This window comes from Bacillus sp. G16 (assembly GCF_021282335.1).
Lineage (GTDB): Bacteria > Bacillota > Bacilli > Bacillales > Bacillaceae > Bacillus > Bacillus inaquosorum.
Map to the genome: position 1 here is coordinate 1 of NZ_JAJSOZ010000009.1, position 25,499 is coordinate 25,499.

Consider the following 25,499-nt stretch of genomic DNA (forward strand, 5'->3'; position numbering starts at 1 on the left):
ATAGTTATCTCTATTAAGGGATATCTAGTATTAAAAATGTTGATAAACCCTTGTTATAACAGCTTATAGGAGAGAGAAAAGATTTTTGAAGAAATGATTTTTTCCTCTCTATTTGCGAAACAAGCAGAGTAAGTGATAAACAAGGCTGACAAAAATCTCGTTTAAAAAATAGTTGACATATCGGAATAATTTGAATTAACATGATATTCAAACAAAAAAACAATTGGGCAGCTGATCGGACCGCCGAAGGCTCTCATCTCTATAAAGAACAGAGATGGGGGCCTTTTTGTTTTTTTAGAAGGCGGGGTTGGCAGAAAGAGAGGGATAAAAGTGGCTGTGACCATCAGCATCAAAGAAAAGGCATTTGTTCAAGAGAGCCGCAAAACAACGGTCTTGGAGAACATTCAATTATCAATCGCACCAGGTGAATTTCTAACGGTCATCGGACCGAGCGGGTGCGGAAAAAGCACTCTGTTAAGGATTATTGCAGGACTTGATTCTGATTATGACGGGAGTGTTGAAATTAACGGACGCAGCGTAACAGCTCCGGGTATTCAGCAAGGATTTATTTTTCAGGAGCACCGCCTCTTTCCATGGCTGACGGTTGAGCAGAATATTGCCGCTGATTTGAACTTGAAAGATCCAAAAGTCAAACAGAAGGTGGATGAACTGATCGAGATTGTCAGATTGAAAGGATCGGAGAAAGCATATCCTCGTGAGCTGTCAGGCGGTATGTCACAAAGAGTGGCCATCGCACGGGCTCTTCTGCGGGAGCCTGAGGTGCTGCTTTTAGATGAACCATTTGGTGCACTCGACGCTTTTACAAGAAAACACCTGCAGGACGTGCTGCTGGATATATGGCGGAGGAAAAAAACAACGATGATTCTCGTCACTCATGATATAGATGAATCTGTTTATTTAGGAAATGAGCTTGCGATCCTTAAGGCCAAACCGGGGAACATCCATAAGCTGATGCCCATTCATCTGGCGTATCCGCGAAACCGGACGACACCGGATTTCCAAGCGATCAGACAGAAAGTGCTGTCGGAATTCGAGAAAACAGAAGATCTAGAGTACGCTGAGGGATCAGGGATATAGAAAGGGCGGAAGCAGAAATGAAAAAAGGACTCATTGTATTGGTTACCGTTTTTTTTCTGCTGGCAGGCTGCGGAGCAAATGGAGCCAGCGGTGACAACAAACCATTGAAAGAAATTCGAATCGGTATTCAGCAAAGCTTAAGCCCGCTTTTGATTGCGAAGGAGAAAGGCTGGTTTGAAGATGCATTTGAAAAAGTAGGCATCAAAGTGAAGTGGGTGGAGTTTCAAAGCGGTCCGCCCCAATTCGAAGGCCTTGCGGCAGACAAACTTGATTTTTCTCAGGTCGGCAATTCGCCTGTGATCGCAGGTCAGGCGGCAGGCATTGATTTTAAAGAAATCGGTTTATCCCAGGATGGGTTGAAAGCGAATGGCATCCTTGTGAATCAAAACAGCGGCATTCAGGACGTCAAGGACTTAAAGGGAAAGAAAATTGCAGTCGCCAAAGGCAGCAGCGGTTTTGATTTTCTGTATAAAGCGCTTGATCAAGTGGGTTTGTCAGCTAATGATGTGACGATCATTCAGCTTCAGCCCGATGAAGCAGCCTCCGCATTTGAAAACGGATCTGTTGATGCCTGGTCCATCTGGGAGCCGTACCTGTCTTTAGAAACAATCAAGCATGGAGCAAAAATCCTTGTGAACGGGGAAAGCACAGATTTATATTCACCCGGATTTACTCTAGTAAGAACAAAGTTTTCAGAGGAGCATCCAGACGAAGTGGTCCGTTTTCTGAAGGTATTTAATAAGGCTGTTGTGTGGCAAAAGGAACATCCGGATGAAGCCGCGGACTTGTATGCAAACATTAAAGATCTCGATAAAAAGGTCGTCAAAAATGTGCTGAAAAATACTGAGCCTCTTAATGAGGTTATCAGTGACGACATTGTGAAAGCGCAGCAGGAGACAGCAGATTTTCAATATCAAACAAAGGCGATAGACAAGAAGATCGACGTGAAAGAGGTTGTGGATAACACATTTATTAAAAAAGCGTTAAAGGAAAATTCCTCCGGAGGTGATCAATGATGAAAGCAGAGACTGCAGGCTCGCTGCCCAAAACGAATGCGGAGGCGGTGCAAAAAAAGCCCCGAAGGATGAAATACGGCTGGATGAAGGGGCTTTTGCTGCCCGTTGTCATCATTGCCATCTGGCAGATCATCGGCGGCCTTGGTGTTGTGTCCGCTACAGTGCTGCCTACGCCCGTTACGATCGTCCTGACGTTTAAAGAGCTTGTTTTTTCCGGTGAGCTGTTCGGCCATCTGCAAATCAGTATCTATCGGGCGGCGCTTGGTTTTTTGCTTGGCGCAGGGTTTGGCTTGATCATCGGGATTTTGGCCGGATTCTCCAAACGGACGGAGCTGTATCTTGATCCGTCATTGCAAATGCTTAGAACCGTTCCGCATCTGGCGGTTACGCCGCTGTTTATTTTATGGTTCGGTTTTGATGAAGTATCTAAAATATTGCTGATTGCGCTTGGCGCCTTCTTTCCTGTCTATATTAATACATTTAACGGCATCCGCGGCGTTGACGCGAAGCTGTTTGAAGTCGCCCGGGTGCTTGAATTTAAATGGCATCAGCAGATTTCCAAAGTGATATTGCCTGCATCTCTGCCGAATATATTGCTCGGCATTCGCTTATCGCTCGGCATTGCATGGCTCGGACTTGTTGTAGCAGAGCTGATGGGCTCCAGCTCAGGAGTCGGCTACATGATCATGGATGCTAGACAGTTTTCACAAACAAACAAAGTCTTTGCTGGGATTATCATCTTTGCGGTGGTTGGAAAGCTGACGGATTCCTTTGTCAGGCTGCTTGAACGAAAACTATTAAAATGGAGAAACAGTTACGAAGGGTAATATACGTGAAGGGGAGATAGATATGGAAATTCTTTGGTTTATACCGACTCATGGAGACGCGAGATATTTAGGATCTGAAAGCGATGGACGGACTGCGGATCATCTTTACTTTAAACAAGTCGCGCAGGCGGCTGACAGGCTGGGGTATACGGGTGTTCTTCTGCCGACGGGAAGATCGTGTGAGGACCCGTGGCTTACAGCATCGGCGCTGGCAGGAGAAACAAAGTACTTAAAGTTTTTAGTCGCGGTAAGACCCGGTTTAATGCAGCCTTCTCTAGCAGCCAGAATGACATCCACCTTAGACCGCATTTCAGAAGGCCGGCTGCTGATCAATGTTGTGGCAGGAGGCGATCCGTACGAGCTGGCTGGAGATGGCCTGTTTATCAACCATGATGAACGCTATGAAGCGACAGACGAATTTTTAACCGTTTGGCGGAGACTTTTGCAGGGAGAAACGGTTTCCTATGAAGGTAAGCATATAAAAGTGGAAAACAGCAATCTGCTCTTCCCGCCGCAGCAAGCGCCGCATCCGCCTATCTATTTCGGAGGGTCATCACAGGCGGGGATTGAGGCAGCTGCAAAGCATACAGACGTGTATTTAACGTGGGGCGAGCCGCCTGAACTAGTAAAAGAAAAGATTGAGAGAGTCAAAAAGCAAGCTGAAAAAGAGGGGAGATCCGTTCGATTTGGCATCAGGCTGCATGTCATTGCCCGTGAAACTGAACAAGAGGCGTGGGAAGCGGCTGAACGCTTAATCAGCCACTTAGATGATGACACCATCGCCAAAGCGCAGGCAGCTTTGAGCCGATACGATTCTTCAGGCCAGCGGCGGATGGCCGTCCTTCACCAAGGCGATCGGACGAAGCTTGAAATCAGCCCGAATCTGTGGGCGGGTATCGGTCTGGTCAGAGGCGGGGCAGGGACAGCTCTTGTCGGTGATCCGCAGACTATTGCCGATCGGATAACAGAGTACCAGGCACTCGGCATAGAATCGTTTATTTTCTCTGGCTATCCTCATTTAGAAGAAGCGTATTATTTTGCAGAGCTTGTGTTTCCGCTTTTGCCATTTGAAAATGAGCGGACGAGAAAGCTTCAGAACAAAAGGGGAGAAGCGGTCGGGAACACTTATTTTGTCAAAGAGAAAAATGCGTCAGTTTAAGTAAAATACAGCCCCCGAACATGGTATTCAAAAAGGGGGCTGTTTTTCTGAACACATTGATAAGCGCATCAGTCATTTGCCTGTTAGCTATGCTGTGAGCATGCGGACATTCAAAGCAGATGGAGTCAAAGCGGCGGACATCTCAGAGCTTGAATGGATGCTGCAGCTTCACAGTCATTCATTGCCGTAGCCGTCAATATCAGTGAAGGTATTTCTTCAGCCGACATGTACATCGAACATTATCAAAAGGGAAAGCTAGTTGAGAGGATTGGTCCGGTAAGTGCAGATTATTCTGAGGAAAAATCCGATACATTACAATTTGTTTATTTTGAAAGCATCAAGATGCGTTACTGTATGATCACTAGAAACGGGCGGCTTTCAGCCGTCTGTTTTACAAAGCAGTATGCTTGCTTTTTTATATTGTGCGTGATACATTTTAAATCGTAATTATTTCGATTTGAGAAGGAGGCTATATCTTGGCTAAAAAATCAAAAGTGGCAAAAGAGTTAAAACGCCAGCAGCTTGTTGAACAATACGCTGCACTTAGACGCGAGCTAAAAGAAAAAGGAGATTACGAGGCACTCAGCAAGCTGCCGAGAGATTCAGCACCGGGAAGACTCCACAATCGCTGCATGGTAACGGGGCGCCCGAGAGGATATATGAGGAAGTTTAAAATGTCCAGAATCGCTTTCAGGGAGCTGGCCCATAAAGGCCAGATTCCCGGTGTAAAAAAAGCAAGCTGGTAAGAAAAAACTCCGGCCGATTACAGCGCGCCGGAGTTTTTTTCGTTTTTCTTGAAAGAAATGACGTAGGATAGATGCTGTATGATCATGATGATAAACACTATAATAATAGGGAAAAACGGAATACGCGATTGAAAAAGCGGATAAAAAATGAGAAGAACCGCTGCGGCAGGAAGCGAGAAGTAGACGGCGATATATGACGCGCGGCATGCTTTTGCCGTCATCATCTTCTCTCTTTCGTCCTGCTCTTCAAATTCATCAGGCAGAAGAAGCTTTTTTGCAGCAGGGCGGCTTTTCTTTTGTAAGTACAAATAAACCGCAGACACCGCAACAAACAGAATAAAGGGGGTGAGGTTTAATTCAAACACCATCTCGCCGCTCTTTGTGCGGAAAAAGGATGCAATGCCTTCTGAAGCTTCAAAGTACGAAATCAGCGTCCAGCATGCAAGGCCAAATAGAAAAAGTTGAAAAGCTGCTTTTGTTTTCATGCTCATCTTAGTTTTCCTCCTCTAACCAAAAGACATCCTCCATTTTCATGGAGAAGGCTTTGCAGATTTTCAGTGCTAATAGCAGTGAGGGAACATAATCGCCTTTTTCGATAGCTGCCACAGTCTGTCTTGTGACGCCGACCGTTTCCCCGAGTTTTTCTTGAGAAAAGCCGAAACGTGCCCTCAGCTCTTTTACTTTATTTTTCATCATGACGTCTGTCCCCTTCACATTCTCGATTGAATATATTGTATAGTATGATTAACATTATGTAAATGAAACTTAACATCTTTACAAAAATAAAACTTTTTTTCGACAAAATTTTCATATTCCCTTGACGAAAAATCAATAAACGTGTAACATAAGAAAAGTCAGAGCGGTACTGTTGCTGACAACCACAAATGCGGGTGTAGTTTAGTGGTAAAACCTCAGCCTTCCAAGCTGATGTCGTGAGTTCGATTCTCATCACCCGCTCCATACATACGTTATTAACGCAGTGTTTCGTTTCTCAGATAAACGAAGTATTGCGTTTTTTTATGTAAAAAAGAACACGTCATTCGTGTTCTTTTACGTAAGCCAATGTACTGTATGGGAGCCGCCGTGAATTTGTTCGAACATTTTCGTTAATGATGATAAGAGTTTTTTAGCACTGTTTTTTTCAATCGATGGCGGGAAAAAGATGATTTGCAGCATGCTCTTGGTCTCATCTATAACGGGACAGCGATTGACGCTGTTTTTAAAATCGCCAAATATGCCGTTTTGATCAGAGTAAAGCAGTATGTTTTCTTTTTCACCCAATGAGATGCGGACTGGCTCATGAAGCTTGCCGGCATCATAAATCATAATGGGCAGAGAATATTTTAATGAAAAAAAATCGATGGTGTCATGGGCTGAATCCTTGCTTTCCATGAACTGTTCTTTGGATATCAGGATCAGCATGTCCTCCATTGGGGTTGTTTCTCCCTCAAATGAAGGGTTAAGCTGTTTAAAAAGTTCCTGCCATTCCTTGGCGAAGGATTCATCGGATATTCCGCCGTCCGCATAGTCGAAAAACAGGGATTCTTGAAATAGGCGAAGCCTGCCTTTCAGCATTTGCGGAGAGGAACTGACTTCGATATTCTTATAAAACACAGCCGCCGCTTGTAAGCCGGCCGCACGTTCAGTAATAACAGAATCAAGTTTGATATTCACAAGCATTCACTCCAGTTACGGGATATCAACCTATTATAAACCCTGTATTGTTTTATCACAAAGAAAGGAGGCTGTGCAAAACATGAACGTTTATCAGCTCAAAGAAGAATTAATTGAATACGCGAAAAGCATTGGTGTGGACAAGATTGGTTTTACGACCGCTGATACTTTTGACAGTTTAAAAGACCGTTTGATTCTTCAAGAATCACTCGGCTATCTTTCCGGCTTTGAAGAGCCCGATATTGAGAAAAGGGTGACGCCGACGCTGCTTTTGCCGAAAGCGAAATCAATCGTCGCGATTGCACTCGCATATCCTTCCAGAATGAAGGATGCGCCGAGAAGCACGAGAACGGAGCGCAGGGGCATTTTTTGCAGAGCCTCCTGGGGCAAAGACTATCACGATGTGCTGAGGGAAAAGCTCGATCTGCTGGAGGAATTTCTGAGAAGCAAGCATGAGGATATCAGAACAAAGTCAATGGTTGATACAGGTGAATTGTCTGATCGGGCGGTTGCAGAACGGGCCGGCATCGGATTCAGTGCGAAAAACTGTATGATTACAACGCCTGAGTACGGCTCTTATGTGTATTTGGCAGAAATGATTACGAATATACCTTTTGAGCCTGATGTGCCGATTGAAGATATGTGCGGCTCTTGCACGAAATGTCTGGACGCCTGCCCGACGGGAGCGCTTGTAAATCCGGGACAGCTTAATGCGCAGCGCTGCATCTCTTTTCTGACCCAGACGAAAGGATTTTTGCCTGATGAATTTCGGACAAAGATCGGAAACCGCCTGTACGGATGCGATACGTGCCAAACGGTGTGTCCTCTTAATAAAGGGAAGGATTTTCATCTTCATCCGGAAATGGAGCCTGACCCTGAGATAGCCAAACCGTTATTGAAGCCGCTCTTGACCATCAGCAACCGTGAATTTAAGGAGAAATTCGGGCATGTCTCAGGTTCTTGGCGCGGGAAGAAACCGATTCAGCGAAACGCCATTCTCGCCCTTGCCCACTTTAAGGATGCTTCCGCACTGCCTGAATTGGCGGAACTGATGCAGAAGGATCCGCGTCCTGTCATCAGGGGAACAGCTGCATGGGCAATCGGGAAAATCGGAGACCCCGCATACGCGGAAGAGCTTGAAAAAGCGCTGGAAAAAGAGAAGGATGAAGAGGCAAAGCTGGAAATTGAAAAAGGAATTGATTTGCTAAAAGCTTCAGGCATGACTAAACAAGGCCTGTCTTGACATACGTATAGAGAAGAAGGAAAAAACACTTGAGATGCATCCAAGTGTTTTTTCTCTATAAAAAAGTATGGCGGGTGGGGTGAGCTTGAAGCACATTTTAGAACAATTAGCGGAGGAGCGGCTGAGCTATCTGGTTAACGGGCATGCTATGAGACAGGAGTCTGAAGTCGGAGACCTTGAAGTCATGGAGCGAAAGAAGAAGCTTCTGGAAAAACGTAAAGTTGACATTATAAAAGCGAAAGCGAAGGCCGTCATCGATCATGTACGGATTGAGGATGACGGAACGACCTGCATTACGTATACCATTCATTACGAATACGTGTATAAGGAGCAGGACGACAGCTTGTATATGGAAGAGCAAATAGAGGAGCGGATCGCTTTTCTTTATGATCACATTTTGATTAGTGATCAGGAAATTGCGAAAACACCGGCTGGATTTCATGAAGGCACCAGTATTATTGACTATTCTCAAGAGGACAGGGAAGCGTTTGGCAGAGCCTTTCAATACGATCGCCTTGGTGCTGTGCAATATGCCGAGAAATTTTGGAACAAGCGCAACCCGGCTTATAAAAATTTCAGCGATAACTGCACGAATTTTATTTCTCAGTGTCTCCATGCTGGAGGCGCACCGATGCGCGGCCATCCGAACAGAGGATCAGGCTGGTGGATGAAGCAAAGTTCCTGGAGCTACAGCTGGACGGTGGCTCACTCTATGAAAATGTATTTGGCGAATTCAAAGGCCGGCCTTCGTGCAGTGCGGGTTAAATCTGCGGAAGAGCTGATGCCTGGCGATGTGATTTGCTATGACTTTGAAGGTGACGGCCGGTTTAATCACACAACGATTGTCGTGGCAAAAGACAAAGGCAATATGCCGCTTGTCAATGCCCAGTCCTATGACAGCCGGATGAGATATTGGTCATACGAGGATTCTACGGCATACACGCCGTCAATACGATATGCCTTTTTTCATATTCTTGATGATACGACAAAAGAGTAATTAATGATATAATGATGGGCGGATAAGAAAAACAGAGGTGAACATTGTGGCATTACATGTCGTTTTATATCAACCAGAAATTCCTGCTAATACAGGGAATATTGCACGTACTTGTGCAGCAACCAATACAACGCTCCACCTGATTCGTCCGCTCGGCTTTTCAACGGATGATAAAATGCTGAAGCGTGCCGGACTCGATTATTGGGAGTTTGTGAACGTTGTGTATCATGATTCGTTAGAAGAATTGTTTGAGGAATATCAAAAAGGCCAGTTTTTCTTTATCACGAAATTCGGCCAGCAGCCTCATACATCGTTTGATTACACTGATCTTGACGAGGATTATTTCTTCGTGTTCGGAAGAGAAACAAGCGGTTTGCCAAAGGATTTAATTCAAAATAACATGGACCGCTGCCTGCGTCTTCCGATGACTGAGCACGTCAGATCGTTAAACCTGTCCAACACTGCGGCGATTCTCGTTTATGAAGCGCTGCGCCAGCAAAATTACCGTGATTTAAAATAGTAAAAAAACCCGCTCATCAATGATGGGCGGGTTTTTTATGTTATTAGAGATGCTTTGTTTTGTATTTGGGCTTAACAACGTAACAGTGTTATGTTACAATGGATCCATCGAAGGAGCTGGACCTATGGAAGAACAATTAATCTCTAAAAAAGAATTACTTGAAAAAACATCGATTTCTTACGGTCAACTGTATCGGTGGAAGCGGAAAAACTTAATTCCTGAGGAATGGTTTATTCGCAAGTCCACATTTACAGGGCAAGAGACGTTTTTTCCGAGAGAGGATATTTTAAAACGCATTTCAATGATTCAAAAGATGAAGGAAAATTTGTCACTGGATGAAATGAGGGAAATGCTGTCGCCGAAAATGAAGGATGTCAGCATGACCGCTGATGATTTGATTCATAAAGGTTTGATTTCAAGAACTGCTCTTGATGTCTTTTCAGAAGGCAGTGAGAAATCGGTTTTTTCTTCCCGCGATCTTCTTTCGCTGTATGTGCTTGAAGGGCTGCTGCAGTCCGGAAATGTCAGCTTGGCAGAAGCGAAAATGGCTGCAGGGGTGTTAAAGCTGCATGATGCTGAAGAGATCAAGAAACAGACGGAGCTGATTGTGCTGCGGAAGCTCGGTGTCACAACGTGTTTTATAGCAACTGCAGCGGACAGCATTCTGTTTGAATCGTCCGTTAAGGTCGTGGAACGGGTAGATTTAGCTAAGGCGTCAGAGGAATTAAAAACAACATATATGCAGGAGGGCCATCAATGGATGTAATGGAAAAGCTGGTGATAAACGGATCAGGAAGTTCAAAGGGAGGAACATTTCAATCAGTTGAAATTAACGGCAGCGGAACAGTCGCCGGGGACGTGGAGTGTGATACTTTTTCTTTTAATGGAACCGGAAAAGCTGACGGCAGCGTCAAAGCGAAAGCGGTAACCATCAGCGGTTCAGGTAAGATACATGGAGACGTTGAAGCAGAATCTATTCGGATTAACGGAACAGGTTTAATTGAGGGAGAGGTATCTGCAAAACAATTGAAGATTGCTGGATCATCAACATTTGGCAGTACAGTCAAGGCTGATGACATTGTCATTAGCGGAAAAGCAGTCATGGAAGCGGATTGTGAAACGGAAACCTTTCAATCGGAAGGGAAATGCAAAGTCAGCGGGCTTTTAAACGCTGACCAGGTAATCATTAAGCTTTCTGCCGGTGAAAGTTATGTACGTGAGATCGGCTGCCGCCATCTTCAAGTGACAGGAAGAAAAGGGATGCTGACAATGCTCAGACTGATGCCGCAGCCTGTTTTAACGGCTGAACTGATCGAAGGTGACGTGATTGAACTGACAAATACCAAGGCGAAAACCGTGCGCGGAAATAAAGTGAAAATCGGACCAAATTGCCAGATTGAAACCGTGGAATACAGCGGGGACTATACTTGTGATCCGAGCGCATCGGTAGAAACATGCACGAAGATGTGAGGAGGATCGTAATGGAGACAACAAAACTGGGAAATTTAAAATTATATGGCGCCGGTCACGCTGCAGGAGGCGCATATCACCATGTCAGCATCAAAGGAGAAGGTGTGGTCGGTGAAGGGCTGTCTGCCGCGGGCTGCCGCATATTCGGAACAGGATGTTTTCTTGGGAAAGCAGAGACTGATCGGCTGCATGTGTATGGAGAAAGTGAGTTTAAAGGCGATCTGACAGCCGGCAGAATCAATGTATACGGCACAATGAAAGTGAGCGGTTCACTTCAATTTGATCGGTTCAATCTGAAAGGCCTGACTGAAATTGGCGGGAATATGACTGGAGAATCGTGCGATGTGAAAGGGAAGCTTAGCGTCAAAGGCGATTGTGAAACAGAAATGTTCCATGTCACAGGTAGCGTTGATGTGTCAGGATTATTGAATGCGGGTGACATTAAGCTTGGATTGAGCCATGATGTAAGCTATGTGCGGGAAATCGGCGGAACAACAATAACAGTGAAAAGACGCGCGAGCTTTTTTAAACGGAAGAATACAAAACTGATTGCCGATGTCATAGAAGGAGATCAGGTTTATTTGGAGAATACCGAGGCGGCAGTTGTCAGGGGAAAAGAAGTGATCATCGGGCCGGGCTGCAGCATCGGAACAATTGAGTACAAAAACAAATACGAATGCGATCATCATTCAGAGATTAAAGAAAAAATAAAACTGTAAAACACTGTTCTGTTATACAAAAAGGGTGCTCTTATGAGGAGCACCCTTTTTTATTCTTTTCCCGGCTTGCTTTCGTACCCTGCAGTAAAAATTGATACTAAAAAAGTGACAATGACACCCATCATGATGATTGTTTTCACCGTCTCTCCCCCTCTTCAATTTTTCCGTGCTGCCCGAGTCTGGATGATTCTGTATTTTTCTTTATTATGAACGGTCGCGGTCTGCCTTGTCAACGCCGTATAAGTATCTTTATTTTTAAGAAACCAAAGCATGTATCACGAGATGGCGGCATAGATTGTATCAAAGTACCTTATTTGCATAGCGCATCAAACATGATGGAGGAGGTCCTTATGGATATATTAAAGAAAATTGAACAGTACAGAGAGGAAGAGCAGCGGCTGAAATGGGAAGGAACATTCGCCGATTATTTGGAGATTATTAAAGAAAATCCAATGGTCGCGCAATCTGCTCATTCTCGTGTTTTTAATATGATAAAAGACAGCGGGATAGAGGAGATTGACGGACGGAAGAAGTACAGCTTTTTTGACCGCGAGCTGTTTGGGCTTGAGGAATCTTTGGAGCGTCTTGTTGAAGAGTATTTTCATCCGGCCGCGAAACGGCTTGATGTCAGAAAACGGATTTTATTGCTGATGGGACCTGTGAGCGGCGGTAAATCCACGCTGGTCACGATGCTTAAAAAAGGTCTCGAAGCGTATACGCTGACGGATAATGGTGCTGTATATGCGATTAAAGGCTGCCCGATGCACGAGGACCCTCTACATTTAATCCCCCATCATTTGCGAGATGACTTTTACAGAGAGTACGGCATAAGAATAGAAGGAAGTCTTTCTCCTTTAAATGTGATGAGACTGGAGGAAGAGTACGGAGGAAGAATAGAGGATGTGAAGGTTGAGCGCATTTTCTTTTCAGAAGATAAGCGTACGGGAATCGGAACATTCAGCCCGTCTGATCCGAAATCTCAGGATATTGCCGATTTGACGGGAAGTATTGATTTCTCAACCATTGCTGAGTACGGTTCAGAATCAGATCCGCGCGCTTACCGGTTTGACGGAGAACTGAATAAAGCGAATCGCGGGATGATGGAGTTTCAGGAGATGCTGAAATGTGATGAGAAATTCCTCTGGCATTTGCTTTCATTGACACAGGAAGGGAATTTTAAAGCGGGGCGATTTGCGTTAATTTCTGCTGATGAGCTGATCGTGGCTCACACGAATGAAACGGAGTATCGCTCATTTATTTCTAATAAGAAGAATGAAGCCCTGCACTCGAGAATCATTGTGATGCCTGTTCCTTATAATTTAAAAGTGTCTGAAGAAGAGAGAATTTATGAAAAGATGATCGCAGAAAGCGATGTGGCGGATGTTCATATTGCCCCGCATACGTTGAAGGTCGCTGCGATGTTCTCGATTCTTACCCGATTAAAAGAACCAAAGCGGTCGGATATTGATCTGGTCAAGAAAATGAGATTGTATGATGGGGAAAGTGTGGAAGGATATAACTCTGTCGACGTTGAGGATATGAAAAAAGAATATAATGATGAAGGTATGAGCGGAATTGATCCGCGGTACGTGATCAACAGGATTTCTTCAACGATTATCAGAAAAAATATGGAATCGATTAATTCTCTTGATGTTCTTCGTTCCTTAAAAGAAGGTCTTGATCAGCATCCTTCGATTTCAAGCGAGGACAGGGAGCGGTATTTGAATTTTATTTCTGCCGCCCGCAAGGAATATGACGATATTGCGAAAAAGGAAGTTCAAAAAGCGTTTGTGTATTCATATGAAGAATCAGCAAAAACCCTTATGGACAATTACCTCGACAACGTAGAGGCATATTGCAACAAAAACAAGCTTCGGGATCCTTTGACAGGAGAAGAAATGAATCCGGACGAAAAGCTGATGAGATCAATTGAAGAGCAGATCGGCATTTCGGAAAACGCTAAAAAAGCGTTCCGCGAAGAAATCTTAATCCGCATCTCGGCGTATGCGAGAAAAGGTAAGAGGTTTGATTACAATTCTCATGAAAGACTGCGTGAAGCCATTCAGAAAAAGTTGTTTGCTGATCTGAAGGATGTCGTTAAAATTACGACTTCAACAAAAACACCGGATGAGCAGCAGCTGAAAAAGGTAAATGAAGTCGTGGCCCGTTTAATTGATGAGCACGGCTACAACTCGACGAGCGCCAATGAGCTGCTGAAATATGTCGGCAGCCTGCTGAACCGATAAGCAACGTGACCCGTCCGAATAGGGCGGGTTATTTTGTCCCATTTTCTAAATAGTTTGTCAATTAACCGTATGTTTGTGCATATGATGAATATAAATCTTTTCAAAAGACTTGTTTCATAATCTGGCACAAGCCGGAATACGTATGTATCACGACCACAAATGGTTAAGGAGGGGAATTCATGTCCCAAAATGACAGCGGCCATTTTTTGATTTCTGAGGAAAACTGGTCCCTCCATCGCAAAGGCTTCGATGACCAGCAGCGCCACCAGAAAAAAGTGCAGGAAGCGATCAAAAACAATCTTCCGGACCTCGTGACTGAGGAAAGCATTATTATGTCTAATGGAAAAGATGTAGTGAAGATCCCAATCCGTTCACTGGATGAGTATAAAATCCGTTATAACTATGATAAAAATAAACACGTAGGGCAAGGAGACGGCGACAGCCAGGTTGGAGATGTTGTGGCCCGGGATGGATCAGACAAAAAACAGGGACCCGGAAAAGGGCAGGGCGCCGGTGACCAGGCAGGCGAAGATTATTATGAAGCAGAAGTTTCATTAATGGATTTAGAAGAAGCGCTTTTTAAGGAATTAGAGCTTCCGAACCTCCAGCAAAAAGAGCGAGACAATATCATTCATACAGATATAGAGTTTAATGATATCCGTAAAACAGGGTTAACCGGTAATATTGATAAGAAAAGAACGATGATGTCAGCTTTTAAACGAAATGCGATGACAGGGAAGCCGTCGTTCTATCCGATTTACCCGGAAGACTTGAAGTATAAGACATGGAATGACATAACAAAGCCCGAGTCAAAAGCCGTCGTCTTAGCAATGATGGATACAAGCGGCAGTATGGGTGTTTGGGAAAAATACATGGCCAGAAGCTTCTTTTTCTGGATGACCCGTTTTTTGCGGACGAAATATGAGACTGTAGAAATTGAATTTATTGCCCATCATACGGAAGCAAGAGTCGTGTCGGAAGAGGACTTCTTCTCAAAGGGAGAAAGCGGCGGAACCATCTGTTCATCCGTATACCGGAAGTCGCTTGAGCTGATTGATGAAAAGTACAATCCCGCCCGCTATAATATTTACCCGTTTCATTTTTCTGACGGTGACAACCTGACATCGGATAACGCGCGGTGTGTGAAACTGGTTAATGATATTATGAAGAAGGCCAATCTTTTCTGCTACGGCGAGGTCAATCAATACAACAGGCATTCAACACTAATGTCTGCATACAAAAATGTGAAAGACGAGAAATTTAAGTACTATATTTTAAAACAAAAGTCAGATGTTTTTCAGGCGCTGAAGAACTTTTTCAGAAATGAGGAGTCTGGCGTCAGCCATCAATTTTCGTAAAAAAAGCCCGTTTCAGGGCTTTTTTTTATTTAATAAAAGTAAGAAAACGGTTGCGAAAAAAATACGGGAGAAAAAGAAATTTTTCCTTTGACAAATCTTCTTTCATTTATTAATATTTTATCTTGTGAACTATTATTGAGGAATGAGGTGAAAAGGAGTTGACTGAATCAGAACGTGCTTTGCTCACTTTTGAACAGCTCTTCGATACGTCTCGGTCGATCTATAAAAAACAGAAGAAGATATTGGAGATTGTGCTTGAGCCTTTTGATATTACAGTCCTTCAATATTTGCTGATGTTTAAAATTCATCAAAGCGGAAGCACCCCGCTAAGCAAGCTGGCGATGTCGCTTGATCTTAAGCCCGCTTCTGTGACGCGGATGACAGATATTCTGTATAAGCGCCAATTGATGAATCGATATGACAGTCCGGATGACCGCCGTATCGTCATGATTCAGTTAACCGAAGAGGGGGAAGAACTGATAGAAAAAGCCGCTGTTGAATATGCAAAAATGGGTGCGAGCCTGTATCAGAAGCTCGACACATCCCAGCTGCAGTATTTGCGCAAGCTTGCCGGAAGCTTAACAAAGCTTGCTAAAGGCTGTTCAGAAAAAAGCGGTAATTAAAAACTTCTCACATATTTTCACCAGCTTTCCACAAAATGATAGAGGATGAAACGAAAGGAGAAAACAAAATGAACAGAGGACGTTTAATTCTGACCAACATTATCGGTTTGATTGTTGTTCTTGCAATTATAGGCGGAGGTGCTTACTACTATTATCAAAGCACAAACTACGTAAAAACAGATGAAGCAAAAGTAGCCGGCGATATGGCAGCTATCTCAGCTCCAGCAGCAGGTAAAGTATCCGACTGGGATCTTGAAGAAGGAAAAACAGTGAAAAAAGGCGACACAGTTGCAAAAATCAAAGGTGAACAAACTGTTGATGTAAAATCCATCATGGATGGAACAATTGTGAAAAACGAAGTGAAAAACGGACAAACCGTACAGGCTGGTACAACAATTGCGCAAACAATTGACATGGACAACCTGTACATCACAGCAAATATTAAAGAAACAGATATTGCGGATGTTGAAGTTGGAAATAGTGTAGACGTAGTAGTTGACGGAGATCCTGATACAACATTTGACGGTACTGTAGAAGAAATTGGCTATGCAACTAACTCAACTTTTGATATGCTTCCATCTACAAATTCAAGCGGAAACTACACAAAAGTAACACAAAAAGTTCCTGTGAAAATTTCAATCAAAAACCCATCTGATAAGGTGCTTCCTGGTATGAATGCATCTGTTAAGATTTCTGAGTAAAACAGATCAGTCATCAAACCATGAAAGGAGGTTGTCTTAGATGGCTACAGGCAAAGAAAAAAATACAAAAAGCCCTATGACATTGCTGATTGTGCTAATGGCGGGTTTATTTTTGGCAATATTAAACCAAACATTGCTTAACGTCGCAATGCCGCACTTAATGACTGAATTTGGTGTAAGTGCAACGACGATTCAGTGGCTGACAACAGGTTACATGCTTGTTAACGGCGTATTGATTCCGTTATCTGCCTTCCTGATCACACGTTTTGGCCAACGGAGTCTCTTTCTCGTCGCCATGTTCTGTTTTACGCTCGGTACGTTAGTCTGCGGTATCGCACCTAACTTCTCTGTAATGCTGATCGGCCGTTTGATTCAGGCCGTGGGCGGAGGTATCTTGCAGCCGCTCGTTATGACAACCATTCTGTTAATCTTCCCGCCTGAAAGCAGGGGGAAAGGAATGGGGATCTTCGGACTTGCGATGATGTTCGCTCCGGCGGTCGGTCCGACTCTTTCCGGGTGGATTATTGAGCATTACACATGGCGCATCATGTTTTACGGACTTGTGCCGGTCGGCGCAATTGTTATCATCGTGGCTTTCTTCATTTTTAAGAATTTGGTGGAGCCGCAAAAAATCAAACTCGATACACTTGGAGCGATCCTCTCAATTGTCGGATTCGCCTCCTTATTATACGGAGTCAGTGAAGCGGGTTCTGACGGCTGGACTGACCCGGTTGTCCTGTCTACAGTTGTAATAGGTGTGATTGCAATTGTTGCTTTTGTTATTCAGCAATTGCGTCATGATGATCCGATGCTTGATTTCAGAGTGTTTAAATACGACATTTTCTCACTTTCAAGTGTCATTAATATCATTATTACAGTAGCATTGTACACTGGTATGTTCCTGTTACCGATTTATCTTCAGAATCTGGTCGGCTTTACGGCGCTTCAATCCGGGCTGCTTCTGCTTCCGGGTGCGATCGTCATGCTGATCATGTCACCGATCTCAGGTATTTTGTTTGATAAATTCGGTCCGAGACCGCTTGCGATTATCGGGCTTCTCGTTACAGTGGTGACAACATATCAATATACGCAATTAACGATTGATACACCATATACACACATCATGCTGATCTACTCAATCCGTGCATTCGGTATGTCACTCTTAATGATGCCGGTTATGACAGCGGGTATGAACCAGCTTCCTGCCCGTCTGAACAGCCACGGTACGGCGATGAGCAACACGCTTCGCCAAATCAGCGGATCAATTGGTACAAGCTTAATTACGACGATTTATACAAACCGTACGACGTTCCATTATTCACAAATTGCAGATAAAACAAGCACGGCGGACCCGAACTTCCTCCATGCATTCCAAAATGCAGTTTCTAATTTAATGGTGAATATGAACATGTCTTATGACACAGCGAAAACGTATGTTTACTCTCATCTTTACAAGCATGCGTCACTTGATTCAAACGTTATGGGGATTAATGATGCCTTTATGTGGGCAACAATATTCTGTGTGTTCGGTTTGATTCTAAGTCTGTTCTTGCGTGACGTGAGAAAAGATAAAGTTCGTGCGGAGAAAAAGAAAAAAGAGGAGCTTTCATTGCTTCCGGCTCCTAAAGAAGTGAAGGAATCTTAATCTGTATAAGGAGGTTTCCTGCATGAAAATTTATGTAGTGTATGACAGTGAAGGTGAACATACAAGGGCTCTTGCAGAAGCGATTGCTGAAGGCGCGAGAGAAAACGAGGCGGCTGAGGTATTGATCGACCATGTCGATCAAGCAGATATCCGCAAGCTGAAAGATATGGATGCGATTATTTGGGGATGCCCGGGGCATTTCGGAACAATCAGCTCCGGTCTTAAAGCTTGGATCGACAGACTTGGCTACTTATGGGCTGAAGGTGAGTTGATCAACAAAGTCGGCGCTGTTTTCTGCACAACGGCAACAACTCACGGCGGTTTGGAAATGACAATGCACAACTTGATCACGCCGATGTTCCATCAAGGCATGATCGTTGTCGGCCTGCCTGGCAATGTGCCTGAAAACGCACTGTACGGCTCTTATTACGGAGCAGGCGTCACTTGTCCGGTTGACAGTGATGAGTTAATGTCTGAGGAAGGTATTCAGTTGGGACGCGCTCTGGGAAGACGCGTCACCCAAGTTACAGGAAACCTAACAGCAGGACAGTAAGGAGAGGTTGAAATGGCCATTATTATAGCAATTATTGCTGCTGTCATTGTCATTGCGGCTCTTATTACATTCAATGTCCGCAACGCCTCTCCTGGACCCGAGAAGCAAGAAGCAACCGAAAGAATCACACCTCCAGAAGAGGAAAAAAACGAAGCGCAATACCCAGCTGAAGCAAGGGCTGCTGAGCATACGCCAGCTGTTGTGAAAAATGATTCTCCAAAAGAGAAACGAGACACAATGGGTGATGATATTTACAGGCAGGCGCTGCAAAAGTTTAAGCATTCTGATGAACATCAGGCAGAAGAAGAGGTCACTGAGAAAAGTGACAAAATGCAGGACAGCAGCTATCGTGATGCGCTGCTCTCCATGAAAAACAAGAAGAAGTAATAAAAAAGGCAAATCCGTTTACTCATGGCGGATTTGCTTTTTTTTGTTGTTTTCATGTATGTATTATGATTTTTTATCAAATAAATCCCTGGAATATGTTGTATTCATTTTTGATCTAGTGTACTATGTTACTCATACACCGAAGAGGCTTCCGGGAGGTAAAGACATGGATTCTTTTTTAGGTCTGTTAAAGAAAGATATAAAAATTTCAAGAATATGGCTGCTAGTCTGGATATGCGGAATCATTTTCTTATTTGTGACAGGCCATATCATAGCTTCTCGCACGCAAGAACCTCTTGTCATTTTTGGTTTCTTTGTTGCAGTTGCTTTTTTTCTGCTTTTCTTATCCCCTGTTTTTGTGTTTTATCATCTTCACAAAGAAGGGAAATCACAGCTTTGGCTGTACAATCCAAACGGCGGTTTCTGGCTGCTTTCTTCTAAATTGGCAGCATCTTTGCTCTATCAATTTCTGATTCAATTGGCATTAACCGCTTACGGTATTTGGATTTATCATATGCTCTCTGTGAAAAATCTGCTGGAGCATCAAGTTGATATAACAAGTACAACGGTATTGCTGAATATGTACGGTCTTATTTCTTCGTTATATATGTCAGTGACTGTAGTTGTGTTTTGGACTGTTTTCCACTCACTTAGGAACTGGCGCGGAATGCGATGGGCTGCGATGGGGCTGTTGGTCACAGTGTGGTTCTTCTTCGATGAATACATCATAAGCCCTTTAGTTGAATCTCAAAAGCATTTCTGGCCTGTAACAGTCTATTGTAATTTTGATTTCCACTTCCGCAACGTTTGGAGATTGGAATTAAAACCGATACACCTGTCCGTGCTTGGGTTTCCTATTGCTATTGTCATCACGATCTTGCTGCTCATCGCGGCTTCAAAACTGCTTGATCGTAAAGTAGAGGTGTGAATATGGACAATCATTTCCAATCCTCGAAACCGATTTATCTGCAGATCGCTGATCAGATTTTTTATCGGCTGGTCAGAAAGGAACTGCTCCCAGGAGACAAGCTTCCTTCTGTAAGAGAAATGGCGATTCAAACCAAGGTAAATCCCAATACAATTCAAAGGACATACAGTGAGATGGAAAGGCTGGGTATTGTGGAGACAAGAAGAGGTCAAGGAACGTTTATAGCAGAAAAAGCAGAAATCGTAGATGAGCTGAAAGACAGGCTGACACGAGAAGTACTGGAAGGCTTTGTGAAGCAAATGACAGAGCTGGGGCTAACGAAAGAAGAAATGGTGGAAGGGATAAAAGAATTCACTGAGGGAGGCTAAAATGGAAATCACTTTAGAACATGTATCAAAAAAATATGGCCGCCAAACCGCCGTCAATGATGTGTCGATCACCTTATCATCCGGACGGATTTATGGTCTGATCGGACCGAACGGCAGCGGCAAATCAACGACCTTAAAAATGATGGCCGGCCTTCTGTTTCCGACTTCAGGATTGATTAAAGCGGATGAAAAGCCGGTTACGAGAGATATGGTCCGTCAAACGGCTTATCTCACTGAGCTTGATATGTTTTATCCGCATTTTACTGTTAAAGATATGGTGAACTTTTACCAGTCACAATTTCCTGATTTTCAAACAGAACAAGCTTATAAGCTGTTGAATGAAATGCAGCTTGATCCGAAAAAAAAGATCAAAAAGCTATCAAAAGGAAATCGGGGAAGGCTGAAAATCGTTCTTGCTTTAGCAAGACGGACATCCGTCATCTTGCTGGATGAACCTTTTTCCGGGCTTGATCCGATGGTCAGGGATTCCATTGTAAACAGCCTGGTGTCATACATTGATTTTGAGCAGCAGATTGTTGTGATCGCCACGCATGAGATTGATGAAATTGAAACCTTGCTTGACGAAGTAATCATACTCGCAAATGGAGAAAAAGTTGCTCAACGTGAGGTGGAAGATATTCGTGAGCAGGAAGGCATGTCTGTTTTGCAATGGTTTAAATCAAAAATGGAAGTTTGCTAGAAAGAGGAGGAACATGATGACGACAGTATTGGAATTAAAAAATGTGACGAAAAACATCAGAGGCCGAACAATCATTGATCATTTGAGCTTTACGATTCGTGAAGGCGAAGTATTCGGTTTTTTGGGTCCGAACGGCGCAGGAAAAACAACAACGATCCGGATGATGGTGGGGTTAATGAAGCTGTCACAAGGTGATGTCTTCATTTGCGGCCAATCAATTAAGAAGGATTATGCCAAGGCAATTAAGCATATTGGAGCGATCGTAGAGAACCCAGAGCTTTATAAATTCTTAAGCGGATATAAAAATCTGCAGCAATACGCAAGGATGGTCAAGGGCGTCACGAAGGAAAAAATTGATGAAGTCGTTGAACTAGTCGGTTTAACAGACAGAATCCATGACAAGGTGAAAACGTATTCTCTTGGAATGAGACAGCGTCTTGGCTTGGCACAATGTCTTTTGCATGATCCAAAAGTGCTGATCTTGGATGAACCGACAAACGGCCTTGATCCGGCGGGGATCAGGGAAATCAGGGATCATTTAAAGAAGCTGACGCGAGAAAGAGGAATGGCCGTCATCGTTTCAAGCCACCTGCTGTCGGAAATGGAACTGATGTGTGACCGAATTGCGATTCTGCAAAAAGGAAAGCTTATCGATATTCAAAATGTAAAAGATGAAATCACTGATGAAAAAGATACATATTTCTTCCATGTTGAACAGCCGAATGAAGCCGCTTCTGTTCTAAAGGAGTATGATTTGGTGAGCAAGACAAACGGTGTGGAAGTCAAACTGTCTAAAGACGAAGTCCCGGCGGCCATTGAATTGCTGGTGATGCAGCAAATCCGCATTTATGAAGTCAAAGCAGTGACAAAATCATTAGAGGACCGTTTCTTAGAAATGACAGGTGAAGCAAAAGAGGAGGTTCGACATGCTTAATTTGATTTACAATGAATGGATCAAAATCTTCAGCCGTGCCGGAACATGGGTGATGATCGGGATTCTGGGATTAACAATGGTTGGATACGCATTTCTGGCGAATCATTTTTCTGCTGGTGAATCAAATCCCCATTGGAAACAAGAACTTCAAGCGGAAAATGCCACATTGAAGAAGGAAATGAAAGAAAATCCTTCACTGAAAGATGGCTATGAAGAAACAATCACACTCAACAACTATCGTATTGAACATAACATCCCTGATGACACTGGCTATACTGTATGGTCTTATGTAACGGATTCAGCAGGTTTTACAATCCTTACCGGACTGTTTACCATTATTATCGCAGCCGGAATTGTCGCGAACGAATTTAATTGGGGAACCATTAAGCTGTTAATGATCCGGCCGCTCAGCCGTTTTCAGATTTTGCTCTCCAAGTATATTACAGTTCTCCTGTTTGGGTTCTTATTGCTGTTTATTTTATTTATGGGTTCTACTTTATTAGGCCTGATCTTCTTCGGGACAGGCGGCGACACTGCTGCGAATGTTCATTTAATCTACAAGGACGGCCATGTATTTGAGCAAAACATGATGGGATATTTGGCAAAAACGTATCTCTCAGAATCTGTTGCGGCTTTAATGATCGCAACGATGGCATTTATGCTGTCCGCTGTATTCAGAAACAGCTCTCTTGCAGTAGGATTTTCCATCTTTTTGTTGGTTGCCGGTACTACAGCCACTGCATTTATTGCAACGAAATTTGACTGGGCGAAGTATATTTTATTTGCCAATGTTAATTTGCTGCAATATGTAGAGGGGACACCATTAGTGGAAGGGATGACCATGACTTTCTCTGTTGTCATGCTGGCAGTTTACTTTGTTGTCTTCCTTCTGCTCGCTTTCGGAATCTTCATGAAGCGGGATATTGCGAACTAATGAAAAAAGCTGTTTTGCATATGCAAAACAGCTTTTTTATCGAAATAAAAACTGCAGGTTTGCACCTGCAGTTATGCATATCAATTTATGCTTACGCTTCTTTAGTTACGTTAGCAGCTTGTGGTCCGCGGTTACCTTCAACGATTTCGAAAGAAACAGCTTGGCCTTCTTCTAAAGTTTTGAAGCCTTCGCCTTGAATAGCAGAGAAATGAACGAATACATCGTCTTGACCTTCTACTTCGATGAATCCGAAACCTTTTTCAGAGTTGAACCATTTTACTTTACCTTCTAACATGAAATTTCCTCCTAAAGCGATCATAACGCTTAAATTCACTATTCTTGCTCTTAACAAACTTCCAAGACGAAAACTCTTACAAAACTTTCTTCTTAAAGATAGTTCGAACAAAAATAATTACCTTTACTCTACCAGTAATCTTCAGAAAAAACAACTGCTAAATGAAACTTTTTTCGGAAAATACCATATTTATTTTTCGATTTGATATTTATTCAAGGAAATTCATCTGCTTTCTTGATACGTGATCATACGTTTGCCTTAGATATTCCTGCTTTTCTGGAGAGAATGCAATAGGAATTGACAACCTTATTGTATATGAGTAAGGTAAAAGTTAACCAATATTACAAATGACAACGTTTATCAACTAAAGAGAGCGTATGTTTTTTATGTCTGATATTGCTTGCATGCTCTAATACATAGATAGGAGTATGGTCACAATGAAAAAGTGGCTTATAGGCAGTTTTGTTTTTGTTCTGCTCGTTTCATTCACTGCATGCTCACCGTCAGCAGAACATGAAACGATCAAAATAGGAATTGCTGAGTCTGACAGGGCAATATGGAACTATATTGCTGAAAAGGCGGAAGAGGCAGGGCTGGATATTCAACTGATTCCTTTTTCGGATTATGCAGAGTCTGATATCGCGCTTGCGAACAAAGAAATTGATGCTAACGCTTTTCAAACCATTTCATATTTTCAGTCGTTCACCCAAAAATACAAACATAAGCTGGAACCGCTTGGTACGACATACATAACGCCTATGGGCATTTATTCAAAACGATATGGCCGAATCCAAGATATACCGCGCGGAGCTGTTGTTTCGGTTCCGGATAAAGTTATCGATTTTGGCAGGGCGCTGACGGTGCTTCAGGAGGCGGGCTTGCTAACGCTGAAAAACGGATTTAACGGAACAGGTTCAGTCGATATGATTAAAGATAATCCGAGACACCTGAAATTGAAAACGGTCCGGCAACAGGATGCAGTGAGCGGCGCCGATGTATTTGTCATGAAACCATCTGACGCAAAAAAAGCGGGGCTGAACCCGAAAAAACACACCATAAAGAGCGGCGGACTAATGTCAGAGGAAGAGATGAATTTGATTGTTGTCAGAGCGGAGGATCAAGATCGGGAAGCACTGCAAACCATTCTTGAACTTTATCAAGCTGATGATACAGCGGCATTTATAGAAAAGGAATATCAAGGGGATCTTGTTCCGGCTTTTCTGCCTTTAAAACGTCTTTCAGATTGGAAGAATGAATTCGAACATTGAATTCATTCTTTTTTTTCTGAAAAACATACTTTATTCCGTCCCGTTTCTTTCGCTTTGTAGAGCATTTGATCGGCAAGAATCGGCAAGGATTCTGGATGTTCCGAATTATTGGGATAATGAGCGGCCCCCAGTGATATCGTCACTGACAGCTCTTCTCCGTTTGTTAATCTAACTGGTTCGTCACTGACAGCGCGCCTGATTCGTTCCGCGATTTGGACTGCTTTATTAAGCGTACAGTTCGGCAGGAGCACGGCAAATTCTTCACCGCCAATCCGTGCGGCAGGATCAGTATTTCGGATGCTATGCTTCAGACGTGAAGCCAGCTCTTTCAGCACTTGATCGCCTTCATGATGGCCGTATTGGTCATTGATGGTTTTAAAATGGTCGATATCCATATAAATCAGAGCGAATTGAAAATGCGGGGTATTGGCCGCCTGTTGATACAGAGCTTGTGTGATTTCTTCAAACTTTCTTCGGTTATAAATGCCTGTTAAAAAGTCAAAGTGGGCCTGAAACTTATATTGTTTAAAAAGAAGATGTGCATTTGTTTCATGATCAATAATATATAAACTGAGCATGCCGCCCGCTATTGAGATGATCCAAAAATAAAAGTGAAGCTCATATGAATGTAAATCTATAAGAAAATAAAAGGAAAATGAGATCATGCTATTTGTGATCATTAAAAGGTAGAAAGCATGTTTTAATTGTACTTTTTTTCTTCTAGAAACAATGAGTGACGGGATGGCAGCAATACAAATGATAATAACCGAGTATAGTGCAGATGTGTTCATCGTGATCAGCATGCGGCCTGCACCGATCATAACCAAGGCCGTTGCCGTTGAAACCCAGCCCCCGTAAAGAGCAGCGATCATAATAGGGATATTTCGAAAATCAATGATTGAATGCTGATAGGTAAATCCAAAAACCATCAGAATAACCCCGAGGAAACCGCAGGCCAGTCCTTTAACAGCTTGGAAGGGTATGCTGTCTTTTTTATGTACCAGCCTATCTTTAAACAGGTGGGTGAAGAGATAATTAAATGTGATTAAAATGGTCAAGTTTACAAACAGCTCTTTCAGCAAATATTATC

29 protein-coding genes, 1 tRNA gene and 1 pseudogene are annotated in these 25,499 nt (G+C 43.3%); 26 read left to right on the plus strand and 5 right to left on the minus strand.

All coding sequences use genetic code 11. The annotated features are described in order from the left end of the window. Positions 1-330 precede the first annotated feature (330 nt). The 6 genes and pseudogenes from LWH95_RS13000 (at position 331) to rpsN (ending at position 4,846) form a co-directional block, all read left to right on the plus strand. Positions 331-1,098: an ABC transporter ATP-binding protein gene (locus LWH95_RS13000; protein WP_232919726.1), complete on the plus strand. Its 768-nt coding sequence runs from the start codon at positions 331-333 to the stop codon at positions 1,096-1,098. Positions 1,099-1,115: 17 nt separating this feature from the next. Continuing rightward, complete coding sequence (locus LWH95_RS13005; protein WP_232919727.1) at positions 1,116-2,114, plus strand: aliphatic sulfonate ABC transporter substrate-binding protein; 999 nt, start codon at positions 1,116-1,118, stop codon at positions 2,112-2,114. Next, positions 2,111-2,941 (plus strand): ABC transporter permease, encoded by an 831-nt coding sequence (locus LWH95_RS13010; protein WP_232919728.1) that lies wholly within the window; start codon positions 2,111-2,113, stop codon positions 2,939-2,941. Before LWH95_RS13005 ends, LWH95_RS13010 begins: the two co-directional genes overlap by 4 nt. Before the next feature lie 22 nt (positions 2,942-2,963). After that, positions 2,964-4,100: an FMNH2-dependent alkanesulfonate monooxygenase gene (gene ssuD, locus LWH95_RS13015; RefSeq protein ID WP_148982729.1), complete on the plus strand. Its 1,137-nt coding sequence runs from the start codon at positions 2,964-2,966 to the stop codon at positions 4,098-4,100. Between the two features lie 119 nt (positions 4,101-4,219). Then, a pseudogene (locus LWH95_RS13020) lies at positions 4,220-4,436 on the plus strand (hypothetical protein); the annotation flags it as partial. Between the two features lie 140 nt (positions 4,437-4,576). Beyond that, on the plus strand, positions 4,577-4,846 hold the full coding sequence (rpsN, locus tag LWH95_RS13025) for a 30S ribosomal protein S14 (protein ID WP_148982728.1): 270 nt from the start codon (positions 4,577-4,579) through the stop codon (positions 4,844-4,846). Between the two features lie 17 nt (positions 4,847-4,863). On the opposite strand, the gene LWH95_RS13030 is transcribed toward rpsN, so the two are convergent. Continuing rightward, positions 4,864-5,337 (minus strand): hypothetical protein, encoded by a 474-nt coding sequence (locus tag LWH95_RS13030; protein ID WP_148982727.1) that lies wholly within the window; start codon positions 5,335-5,337, stop codon positions 4,864-4,866. A gap of 1 nt (position 5,338) precedes the next feature. Further along, entirely contained in the window at positions 5,339-5,539 is a 201-nt protein-coding gene (locus tag LWH95_RS13035; RefSeq protein WP_033878671.1) for a helix-turn-helix transcriptional regulator, read from the minus strand. 193 nt (positions 5,540-5,732) lie between these two features. Here LWH95_RS13035 and LWH95_RS13040 point away from each other — a divergent pair. Then, a tRNA-Gly gene (locus tag LWH95_RS13040) sits at positions 5,733-5,806 on the plus strand. A gap of 90 nt (positions 5,807-5,896) precedes the next feature. On the opposite strand, the gene LWH95_RS13045 is transcribed toward LWH95_RS13040, so the two are convergent. Then, positions 5,897-6,520 carry a B3/B4 domain-containing protein gene (locus tag LWH95_RS13045; protein WP_232919729.1) on the minus strand — a complete coding sequence of 208 codons (624 nt, stop codon included), beginning with the start codon at positions 6,518-6,520 and terminating at the stop codon, positions 5,897-5,899. A gap of 82 nt (positions 6,521-6,602) precedes the next feature. On the opposite strand from LWH95_RS13045, the gene queG reads away from it, so the two are divergent. The 18 genes from queG (at position 6,603) to LWH95_RS13140 (ending at position 22,846) form a co-directional block, all read left to right on the plus strand. Then, positions 6,603-7,763: a tRNA epoxyqueuosine(34) reductase QueG gene (gene queG, locus LWH95_RS13050; RefSeq protein WP_232919730.1), complete on the plus strand. Its 1,161-nt coding sequence runs from the start codon at positions 6,603-6,605 to the stop codon at positions 7,761-7,763. Between the two features lie 67 nt (positions 7,764-7,830). Continuing rightward, positions 7,831-8,760 carry an amidase domain-containing protein gene (locus tag LWH95_RS13055; protein WP_232919731.1) on the plus strand — a complete coding sequence of 310 codons (930 nt, stop codon included), beginning with the start codon at positions 7,831-7,833 and terminating at the stop codon, positions 8,758-8,760. A 37-nt stretch (positions 8,761-8,797) separates the two neighbouring features. Further along, complete coding sequence (gene trmL / locus LWH95_RS13060; RefSeq protein WP_072183318.1) at positions 8,798-9,280, plus strand: tRNA (uridine(34)/cytosine(34)/5-carboxymethylaminomethyluridine(34)-2'-O)-methyltransferase TrmL; 483 nt, start codon at positions 8,798-8,800, stop codon at positions 9,278-9,280. A gap of 124 nt (positions 9,281-9,404) precedes the next feature. Continuing rightward, positions 9,405-10,046 carry a YhbD family protein gene (locus LWH95_RS13065; RefSeq protein WP_232919732.1) on the plus strand — a complete coding sequence of 214 codons (642 nt, stop codon included), beginning with the start codon at positions 9,405-9,407 and terminating at the stop codon, positions 10,044-10,046. Continuing rightward, a complete protein-coding gene (locus LWH95_RS13070) occupies positions 10,037-10,750 on the plus strand; it encodes a bactofilin family protein (protein WP_003239629.1) in 714 nt (237 codons plus the stop codon). Before LWH95_RS13065 ends, LWH95_RS13070 begins: the two co-directional genes overlap by 10 nt. A gap of 11 nt (positions 10,751-10,761) precedes the next feature. Next, positions 10,762-11,469 (plus strand): hypothetical protein, encoded by a 708-nt coding sequence (locus LWH95_RS13075; protein ID WP_232919733.1) that lies wholly within the window; start codon positions 10,762-10,764, stop codon positions 11,467-11,469. A 350-nt stretch (positions 11,470-11,819) separates the two neighbouring features. Beyond that, positions 11,820-13,715, plus strand: coding sequence for a serine/threonine protein kinase PrkA (prkA, locus tag LWH95_RS13080; RefSeq protein ID WP_003239626.1), 1,896 nt, complete (start codon positions 11,820-11,822; stop codon positions 13,713-13,715). Between the two features lie 179 nt (positions 13,716-13,894). After that, entirely contained in the window at positions 13,895-15,073 is a 1,179-nt protein-coding gene (yhbH, locus tag LWH95_RS13085) for a sporulation protein YhbH (RefSeq protein WP_003239625.1), read from the plus strand. A 158-nt stretch (positions 15,074-15,231) separates the two neighbouring features. Then, entirely contained in the window at positions 15,232-15,696 is a 465-nt protein-coding gene (locus tag LWH95_RS13090; protein WP_003239623.1) for a MarR family transcriptional regulator, read from the plus strand. A 35-nt stretch (positions 15,697-15,731) separates the two neighbouring features. After that, on the plus strand, positions 15,732-16,397 hold the full coding sequence (locus LWH95_RS13095; protein ID WP_003239622.1) for an HlyD family efflux transporter periplasmic adaptor subunit: 666 nt from the start codon (positions 15,732-15,734) through the stop codon (positions 16,395-16,397). Positions 16,398-16,437: 40 nt separating this feature from the next. Beyond that, positions 16,438-18,042, plus strand: coding sequence for an MFS transporter (locus LWH95_RS13100; RefSeq protein ID WP_232919734.1), 1,605 nt, complete (start codon positions 16,438-16,440; stop codon positions 18,040-18,042). Between the two features lie 22 nt (positions 18,043-18,064). After that, positions 18,065-18,595 (plus strand): NAD(P)H-dependent oxidoreductase, encoded by a 531-nt coding sequence (locus LWH95_RS13105; RefSeq protein WP_148982720.1) that lies wholly within the window; start codon positions 18,065-18,067, stop codon positions 18,593-18,595. Between the two features lie 12 nt (positions 18,596-18,607). Continuing rightward, positions 18,608-18,982 (plus strand): hypothetical protein, encoded by a 375-nt coding sequence (locus LWH95_RS13110; RefSeq protein WP_060398237.1) that lies wholly within the window; start codon positions 18,608-18,610, stop codon positions 18,980-18,982. A gap of 166 nt (positions 18,983-19,148) precedes the next feature. After that, positions 19,149-19,910: a hypothetical protein gene (locus LWH95_RS13120; RefSeq protein ID WP_232919735.1), complete on the plus strand. Its 762-nt coding sequence runs from the start codon at positions 19,149-19,151 to the stop codon at positions 19,908-19,910. Positions 19,911-19,912: 2 nt separating this feature from the next. After that, entirely contained in the window at positions 19,913-20,278 is a 366-nt protein-coding gene (locus LWH95_RS13125) for a GntR family transcriptional regulator (RefSeq protein WP_003239614.1), read from the plus strand. A 1-nt stretch (position 20,279) separates the two neighbouring features. Then, positions 20,280-20,978, plus strand: coding sequence for an ABC transporter ATP-binding protein (locus LWH95_RS13130; protein WP_232919736.1), 699 nt, complete (start codon positions 20,280-20,282; stop codon positions 20,976-20,978). Between the two features lie 16 nt (positions 20,979-20,994). Next, positions 20,995-21,912 (plus strand): ABC transporter ATP-binding protein, encoded by a 918-nt coding sequence (locus LWH95_RS13135; RefSeq protein WP_232919789.1) that lies wholly within the window; start codon positions 20,995-20,997, stop codon positions 21,910-21,912. After that, entirely contained in the window at positions 21,905-22,846 is a 942-nt protein-coding gene (locus tag LWH95_RS13140; protein WP_060398241.1) for an ABC transporter permease, read from the plus strand. Before LWH95_RS13135 ends, LWH95_RS13140 begins: the two co-directional genes overlap by 8 nt. 91 nt (positions 22,847-22,937) lie before the next feature. Here the strand turns inward: LWH95_RS13140 and cspB are convergent, their stop codons facing one another. Next, positions 22,938-23,141: a cold shock-like protein CspB gene (cspB, locus tag LWH95_RS13145; protein ID WP_003224086.1), complete on the minus strand. Its 204-nt coding sequence runs from the start codon at positions 23,139-23,141 to the stop codon at positions 22,938-22,940. A gap of 437 nt (positions 23,142-23,578) precedes the next feature. Here cspB and LWH95_RS13150 point away from each other — a divergent pair, with 437 nt between their 5' ends. Beyond that, on the plus strand, positions 23,579-24,409 hold the full coding sequence (locus tag LWH95_RS13150; protein WP_232919737.1) for a MetQ/NlpA family ABC transporter substrate-binding protein: 831 nt from the start codon (positions 23,579-23,581) through the stop codon (positions 24,407-24,409). A 2-nt stretch (positions 24,410-24,411) separates the two neighbouring features. On the opposite strand, the gene LWH95_RS13155 is transcribed toward LWH95_RS13150, so the two are convergent. Further along, a complete protein-coding gene (locus LWH95_RS13155; RefSeq protein ID WP_232919738.1) occupies positions 24,412-25,491 on the minus strand; it encodes a GGDEF domain-containing protein in 1,080 nt (359 codons plus the stop codon). Between the last annotated feature and the right edge of the window lie 8 nt (positions 25,492-25,499).